The organism is Pseudomonas sp. EGD-AK9, from assembly GCF_000465935.2.
In the GTDB taxonomy this organism is placed as follows: domain Bacteria; phylum Pseudomonadota; class Gammaproteobacteria; order Pseudomonadales; family Pseudomonadaceae; genus Aquipseudomonas.
Genome location: NZ_AVOF01000156.1, coordinates 1 through 7445 on the forward strand (window position 1 = coordinate 1; position 7445 = coordinate 7445).

Genomic DNA, 7445 nt, shown 5'->3' on the forward strand with positions numbered 1-7445 from the left:
CGAAGGTAAAGCGATAGACGCCGCTGTTGGCATCGATACCCACGCACGACAGCAGCAGGCCGGGCATGACCTGCTCGCAGGGCGCCACCAGCTCGACCTGATAGCCGCCGGCGCTGAGATCGTTGGCGAACTCGCAGCCGATCAGCCCGGCGCCGAGCAGCAGCACGCGGCGCTTGCCGGCCGCCGCCGCGCGAAAGCGCGCGTAGTCCTCCAGGTCGTTGATCGGGTAGATGGCGTCCTGCGCGTCGCCTTCCACCGGCACGCGGATCGGCTCGGCGCCCCAGGCCAGCACCAGGTCGCGATAGGCCACGGCTTCCTCGCCGATCCACAGGCGCTGGTGCTCCGGGTCGATGCCGGTGATGCGGGTGTGGGTGCGGATCTCGGCCTTGAGCTGCTCGGCCATGGCGCCCATCTCGGCCATGGCCAGGCCGTCGGCGTCCTTGTTCTTGCCGAAACCGGTGGACAGCATCGGCTTGGAGTAGGAGCGCCCGTCGTCGGCGGTGATCAGCAGCAGCGGCGTATCGCCGTCCAGCTTGCGCCATTCCTTGGCCAGGTTGTAGCCGGCCAGGCCGGTGCCGACGATCACCACAGGTGCACTCATGTTCACAACTCCTCGCTTCGCATACGACGCGACGGCCCGCGGGCCGTCGCCATTGATCCAGTGAAAGAAACCGTGCCGCTCAGGACACTTCGATCATCTCGAAATCCGCCTTGCCCACGCCGCAGTCCGGGCATACCCAGTCGGCGGGAATGTCCTCCCAGGCCGTGCCGGGATCTATGCCCTCTTCGGGCAGGCCCTCGGCCTCGTCATAGATGAAACCGCAGACCACGCATTGCCACTTGCGCATCGCCCTCTCCTTCCGCGCCCGCTCACACCGACCCTACTCCAGATAGGGTTCGCCAGCCAAGCGCGCGGCGCCCCCTCCAGACGGAGGTTGGGGCGCCGCATGGCCGTAATCGGTACGCAACGTGACGCCCTCGGATATGTCCGCGGGCCGGGGTTGAAGCAGTATCCAGGGCCTCCCGGGGAAAACCGGGCGATTCCAACAAGAAAGCACGAGGCCACGCACCGATGAACGCGATTCTCTCCGCGGCGATCTTCGCCCTCCTCGCTCTGACCCTCTGGGTGCTGCTGCGCTGGGGCCGGCTACGCTGCACCGGCAGCGAGCCGGTGGGGCTGTTCACCTTCCTCGCCATCCTCTTCACCTCGGGCCTGGACATGGGCCTGATCATCTTCCCGCTCACCGAATTCCCGGTGTACGCCAGCGAGGCGCCCTACCAGTTCTCCAACCCGCTGGCGGTGGCCTTCGGCTTCTGGGGCTTCCTGGTCTGGCTGCTGTACTTCATCACCACCTTCTACTTCTGCGTGATCGAACCCAAGGTCAAACTGTTCGAGCTGCGTCCGGTGAAGCTGGTGAACAACCTGGTGATAGTCGCCACCTGCGCCTTCACCGCCTACCTGTTCCTGGTCAATATCGCCTGGTACGCCCCCGAGGTCGGCGAGGCCTGGCAGTACCTGACGGTGGTGGCGATCCTCCTGGCGGCGATCTACTCCAGCACCGATATCCGCTACCTGAAGATCCTCAGCGTCGCCTCCACCTGGCTGTTCTTCGCCCTGATCCTGGCCATGGCGCTGGTCGGTGGGGTCGGCCCCGAGCATTTCGCCGCGGCGGCGGCGGCCATCGGCAGCGGCTACTTCGCCGAGCTGCCGCGCTTCGTCCTGCCGCTGAGCGACTACCACGCCTTCTACCTGTTCTGGTGGTTCGCCTGGAGCATCATGATCGGCCAGTTCGTCTCGCGCTTCGTCGGCGGCCTGAAGACCTACCAGCTGCTGCTGGCGCTGCTGATCATCCCGTCGATTCCGCTGGCAATCTGGTTCGCCGTGCTGCACCACCATTTCGCCGAGAACATCGCCATCGCCCCGCTGTGGAAGCTGGCGATGCTCGCCGTGGGGGTGATCTTCGTGATCAACTCGGTGGATTCGCTGGTGCGCCTGTACAGCGACAACCTCGGCCTCAGCGTGCAGCGCCTGGGCCGCGGGCGCTTCCTGGCCTGCCACTTCACCCTGCTCGGCGTCCTGGTGCTGGCCTTCAAGTTCACCCCGTTCGAGATCCACTGGGTGGGCCTGACGGTGATCGGCCTGTACGCCGTGACCCTGGTCCTGCTGCTGCGCCGCTGCCGTCCGGCGTTGCGCGGCATCGGCGCGCCACGGCCAGGCGTCAGTCGAGCTTGAGCACCTTGGCCAGCACCACCTTGGGCCCCTTCATCTTCTTGACGATGATGCGCAGGCCGTCGGTTTCCAGCACCTCTTCCTCCTCGGGCATGCGCTTGAGGTAGTCGTAGATCAGCCCGGCCAGGGTCTCGGCCTCGATATGGTCGAGGTCGACGCCGAGCAGGCGCTCGACCTTGGCCAGCGGCGTGTCGCCGCGCACCAGCAGCTTGCCCGGCTGGTAGGCGAGGATGCCGCGCTCGGCCTTGCGGTGCTCGTCCTGGATATCGCCGACCAGGGCCTCGAGCACGTCCTCCATGGTCAGGTAGCCGATCACCTTGCCGTCGGCCTCCTCGACCAGGGCGAAGTGCGCGCCGCCCTGGCGGAACTGTTCGAGCAGCTGCGACAGCGGCATGTGCCGGTTGACCCGCTCCAGCGGGTGCATCAGTTCGCCCAGCTTGAGCGCCGAGGGCAGCATCTCCAGCAGCGACAGGTGCAGCAGCAGGTCCTTGATATGCAGCACGCCGACGAACTCGCCCTTGCTCTCGTCGAAGATCGGGTAGCGGCTGTACTTGTGCCGGCGGAAGGTGGCGAACACCTGGTCGAGGCTGGCATTGAGCTCCAGGTACACCAGGTCCTCGCGCGAGTTGGCCCAGTCCACCACTTCCAGCTCGCCGAGCTCCACCGCCGAGGCCAGCACGCGCATGTCCTGGTCGCTGGGCGCGCTGGCGCGGCTGGAGTGGAGGATCAGCTTGAGCTCGTCTCGGCTGTAGTGGTGCTCGTGGTGCGGCCCCGGCTCGCCCTGGCCGGCGACGCGCAGGATGGCGTTGGCGCTGGCGTTGAGGACGAAGATCGCCGGGTACATCAGCCAGTAGAAGGCGTACAGCGGCGCCGCCGTCCACAGCGAAAGCAGCTCGGGCTTGCGGATCGCCCAGGACTTGGGCGCCAGCTCGCCGACCACTATGTGCAGGTAGGAAATGATCGAGAACGCGGTGAAGAAGGCGATGCCGTGCACCAGCTTGGGCGACTCCACGCCCAGGGCGCCGAGCAGCGGCTCGAGCAGGTGGGCGAAGGCCGGCTCGCCGACCCAGCCCAGGCCCAGCGAGGCCAGGGTGATGCCCAGCTGACAGGCCGACAGGTAGGCGTCCATCTGGTTGTGCACGGTGCGCAGGATATGCCCGCGCCAGCCGTGCGCCTCGGCCAGGGCGTCGACCTTGGTGGCACGCAGGCGGACGATGGCGAACTCGGCGGCGACGAAGAAGCCGTTGAGCAGGACCAGAAACAGGGCGAACAGGACGAGGCCGAAGTCGGCGAAGTAGGTGGAAGCGGAGAGGCTCGTGGAAGGGTCCATGGGGATTCGGGTTGGCCAATGACCGCTAGAGGGTGGGGGCTGGCGCGACGCTTTGCAAGAGCCGAGGCGGCCTCAGCGGACGCGCTGCACCACCTGCGCCGGGGCGAAATGACAGGTGAAGGTACTGCCCTTGCCCGGCACGCTGACGATCGCCAGATTGCCGCGATGGCGCAGCAGCACGTGCTTGACGATGGCCAGGCCGAGGCCGGTACCGCCGGTGTTGCTGGCACGGCTGGAGTCGACCCGGTAGAAACGCTCGGTCAGCCGCGGCAGGTGCTTGGCCTCGATGCCCATGCCGGTGTCCTGCACGCTGAGGTGCGCGCCCTGCTCGTCGCCCTGCCAGCGGATGCGGATCTCGCCGCCGGCCGGGGTGTACTTCACCGCATTGAACACCAGGTTGGAGAAGGCGCTGCGCAACTCCGCCTCGCTGCCCTTGAGCCTGAGGTGCGGGTCGGCTTCCAGGCTGATGCGATGGTGCTGCTCGCCGGACAGCGCCTGGGCGTCGTTCTTGATCGACAGCAGCAGCAGGTCGACCGCCACCGGCTGGTTGTCCGAGGGGTAGTCGGTGGCCTCCAGCTTGGCCAACAAGAGCAGGTCGTTGAGCAGCGTCTGCATGCGCGCGCCCTGCTGCTGCATCTGCTGCAGCGCCCGCAGCCAGCGCGGATTGACCGCCTCGACGTTGTCCAGCAGGGTCTCCAGGTAGCCGGCGATCACCGTCAGCGGCGTGCGCAGCTCGTGGGAGACGTTGGCGACGAAGTCCTTGCGCATCTGCTCCAGCTGATGCAGGCGGGTGACGTCGCGCACCAGCAGCAGGTGCTCGCGGTTGCCGTACTGGGTGATATGGAATTGCAAACGACGGCGGTCGTTGACCGGCGAGGGAATCTCCAGCGCCTCGGCATAGTTGCCGCGCTCGAAGTAGTCCTTGAAACGCGGGTCGCGCACCAGGTTGGCGATGGGCTGGCCGCTGTCCTGCGGCGTCTTCAGGCCCAGCAGGGTCTCGGCGGCGCGGTTCCACCACTCCAGGTTGCCCTGGCTGTCGAGCATCACCACCGCGTCCTTGAGCGCCGCGGTGGACTCCTGCACGCGATCGATCACCGCCTGCAAACGGCCGCGCGCCTTCTCGTTGCGCCGCTGCAGGTGATAGATGCTGTCGAACACCTCGCCCCACAGGCCGTAGCCGTCCGGCGGCGGCTCGTCGGGTTTGTGCTCGCGCAGCCACTTGTGCAGGCGCAGCAGCTGGCTGAGGGTCCAGCCCAGGTGGACGGCCAGGCCGGCGGCCAGGGCCCAGGCATATTCGCCGGTGACCAGGCCCAGCAGCAGGCAGGCGCCGATCAGCAGCAGCAGGCGACGCACCACGGCGCCACGCCAGTCTTGGTTCACGATGGAGCGCATCCTTGTCAGCAGAGCGCGTGCGCAGAAGCTCCGCGCCAGCGATCAGCCTTTGGTGGAGAAACGATACCCGGTGCCGCGCACCGTCTGCACCAGGTTTTCGTAGGCATCACCGAGGGCCTTGCGCAGGCGGCGGATATGCACGTCGACGGTGCGTTCCTCGACGTAGACGTTGCCGCCCCAGACCTGATCGAGCAGTTGGCCGCGGGTATAGGCCCGCTCCTGGTGGGTCATGAAGAACTGCAGCAGGCGGTATTCGGTGGGGCCCATCTCGGCGGGTTTGCCGTCGATGGTGACGCGGTGGCTGATGGGGTCGAGCAGCAGGCCGCCAACCTCGATCGGCGCCTCGCTGTCGCTGGGCCCGGCGCGGCGCAGCACGGCCTTGAGACGGGCGACCAGCTCGCGCGGGGAGAAGGGCTTGGTGATGTAGTCGTCGGCGCCGACTTCCAGGCCCTGGATCTTGTTGTCCTCTTCGCCCTTGGCGGTAAGCATGATGATCGGAATGTCGCAGGTCAGCTCGTCGCGCTTGAGGCGGCGGGCCAGCTCGATGCCGCTGGTGCCGGGCAGCATCCAGTCGAGCAGGATCAGGTCGGGTTTGCGGTCGACGATGACGGCATGGGCCTGCTGGGTGTTCTCCGCCTCCAGGCACTCGTAGCCGGCCATCTCCAGGGCCACCGCGATCATCTCGCGGATCGGTGCTTCGTCGTCGACGATCAGGATGTTCTTGCCAACCATGGGTACCGCCTCGGTTCGTTCATCTGTCTGCGCCGCATTAGATAACGGAATTATTGCAGCGATATGACAGGTGCGCGGCCTGCTTCAGCGCCAGGCGTAGTCCAGCACTATGCCGACGAAGATCGCCAGCCCCGCCCAGTGGTTGTGCAGGAAGGCGTTGAAGCAGGCCATGGGCTTGCGGTTGCGCGTGGCGTGGTATTCCCAGGCGAAGCAGACGGCGGCGACCAGCAGGCCGGCGTGGAAGCAGAGCCCCAGCTCGAAACGCGCGCCGGCCAGCAGCAGGCAGAGCAGCGCCAGGCCCTGCAGGGTGGCGATGATCAGACGGTCGGCGTCGCCGAACAGGATGGCGGTGGACTTGACCCCGATCTTCAGGTCGTCCTCGCGGTCGGCCATGGCGTAGTAGGTGTCGTACGCAACGGTCCACAGCAGGTTGGCGATGTACAGCAGCCAGGCCTCGGGCGGCAGGCTGCCGGTCTCGGCGGTGAAGGCCATCGGCATGCCCCAGGAGAAGGCCGCGCCGAGCACCACCTGGGGGTAGAAGGTGTAGCGCTTCATAAAGGGGTAGCAGGCCGCCAGGGCCAGGCCGCCGAACGACAGCCAGATGGTCGCGGCGTTGGTCAGCAGCACCAGGCCGAAGCTCAGCGCCACCAGCACGGCGAACAGGATCAGCGCCTCGCGCGGCTGGATCTTGCCGCTGGCCAGCGGGCGGGCCCGGGTGCGGCTGACGTGGCCGTCGAAGTTACGGTCGGCGTAGTCGTTGATCACGCAGCCGGCGGCGCGCATCAGGATCACGCCGACGACGAAGACGAACAGGTTCTTCGCGCTGGGCACGCCTTCGGCCGCCACCCATAGCGCCCACAGCGTCGGCCACAGCAGCAGGTAGATACCGATCGGCTTGTCCAGGCGCATCAGCTGGATGAAGTCCCAGGCGCGCGGGTGCAGGCGGGTGGTCGATTGCAGCAGGCGGGTGTACATCGAAGCGTCTCCGTGGAGGTTGCGCGGAGTATAAGGGAGAGATGTGTAGGATGGGTTAGGCGCGTAACGGCGTAACCCATCATGGCTATGCAGGTGATGGGTACCGCTTCGCTTGCCCCGGCCTAAGGCTCGATAGCAGCTGCGGCCCAGAATTGCGGTAGAAACACCTCGGCCACCAGTACCCCGAGGGGCCCGCGACTAAAACAGGAGCGCCGCGCCCACAGGCGTTCGGCGCGCGCCTCTTGCGGCAGCCAGGCAGCGGGATAGCGACAGGCCTGCAGCTCGCCGCGGTCGAAGGCGCGATCGCTGAACAGCAGCTCGCCGAGCGAACGGCTGCCCAACTCGGCCAGGTTCAGCCCGGAGCCTTCCAGTACGCTGCGCGCCGCCACGCTGCGGGCGAATACCCAGGGCTGGCCGTGGCCGCGCAGGTACACCTCGCGCACCCAGCCTTGGCTGCCCTCGGCCACGCCGAGGGCGGCGCACTCGTCATTGCGCAGACGCTGCCAACCTTCCTGTAGCGGCGTTACCGAGAAACCGTCGTTGGACAGGGCAGTCAGGCGGCGGGTCAGCGAGTCCTGGTTGAACAGCCAGTCGCGCACCCCGGCGGTCGGCTGCGGATGCAGCTGGGCGCAGGTCAGCCAGCGCGGCGGATGGGCAAGGGCAGCGTGGGGCACGAAGGACAATCACCACAGAACGAAAGCGCGCGAGTCTAGCACGCGGCAGTTAGTCATTCGTGGATCAAAACGCATAATGCCTCGTCCAGGCGGCCCTGCCTGTAGGAGCTGT

At 66.9% G+C, this 7445-nt stretch carries 8 protein-coding genes; 1 reads left to right on the forward strand and 7 read right to left on the reverse strand.

Annotated elements, in window-relative coordinates; genetic code table 11:
• Together N878_RS08810 and rd are read right to left on the reverse strand one after the other, a co-directional pair.
• Nucleotides 1-607: FAD-dependent oxidoreductase (locus N878_RS08810; protein ID WP_177342886.1), on the reverse strand; the 607-nt coding region annotated here is incomplete at its 3' end.
• 73 nt (nt 608-680) lie between these two features.
• On the reverse strand, nt 681-848 hold the full coding sequence (gene rd, locus N878_RS08815; RefSeq protein WP_021443301.1) for a rubredoxin: 168 nt from the start codon (nt 846-848) through the stop codon (nt 681-683).
• Nucleotides 849-1072: 224 nt separating this feature from the next.
• Between rd and N878_RS08820 the strand changes: the two genes are divergently transcribed.
• Nucleotides 1073-2233, forward strand: coding sequence for a BCCT family transporter (locus tag N878_RS08820; protein ID WP_021443302.1), 1161 nt, complete (start codon nt 1073-1075; stop codon nt 2231-2233).
• On the opposite strand, the gene N878_RS08825 is transcribed toward N878_RS08820, so the two are convergent.
• The 5 genes from N878_RS08825 to N878_RS08845 all read right to left on the reverse strand — a co-directional run bounded on the left by N878_RS08825 (nt 2220) and on the right by N878_RS08845 (nt 7333).
• Nucleotides 2220-3560 carry a hemolysin family protein gene (locus N878_RS08825; protein WP_021443303.1) on the reverse strand — a complete coding sequence of 447 codons (1341 nt, stop codon included), beginning with the start codon at nt 3558-3560 and terminating at the stop codon, nt 2220-2222. The genes N878_RS08820 and N878_RS08825 overlap by 14 nt on opposite strands.
• A 72-nt stretch (nt 3561-3632) precedes the next feature.
• Nucleotides 3633-4952, reverse strand: coding sequence for a phosphate regulon sensor histidine kinase PhoR (phoR, locus tag N878_RS08830; RefSeq protein WP_021443304.1), 1320 nt, complete (start codon nt 4950-4952; stop codon nt 3633-3635).
• 42 nt (nt 4953-4994) lie between these two features.
• Complete coding sequence (gene phoB / locus N878_RS08835; protein ID WP_003464641.1) at nt 4995-5684, reverse strand: phosphate regulon transcriptional regulator PhoB; 690 nt, start codon at nt 5682-5684, stop codon at nt 4995-4997.
• Between the two features lie 84 nt (nt 5685-5768).
• Complete coding sequence (ubiA, locus tag N878_RS08840; RefSeq protein WP_021443305.1) at nt 5769-6659, reverse strand: 4-hydroxybenzoate octaprenyltransferase; 891 nt, start codon at nt 6657-6659, stop codon at nt 5769-5771.
• Between the two features lie 122 nt (nt 6660-6781).
• Nucleotides 6782-7333: a chorismate lyase gene (locus N878_RS08845; protein ID WP_031302935.1), complete on the reverse strand. Its 552-nt coding sequence runs from the start codon at nt 7331-7333 to the stop codon at nt 6782-6784.
• Nucleotides 7334-7445 lie beyond the last annotated feature (112 nt).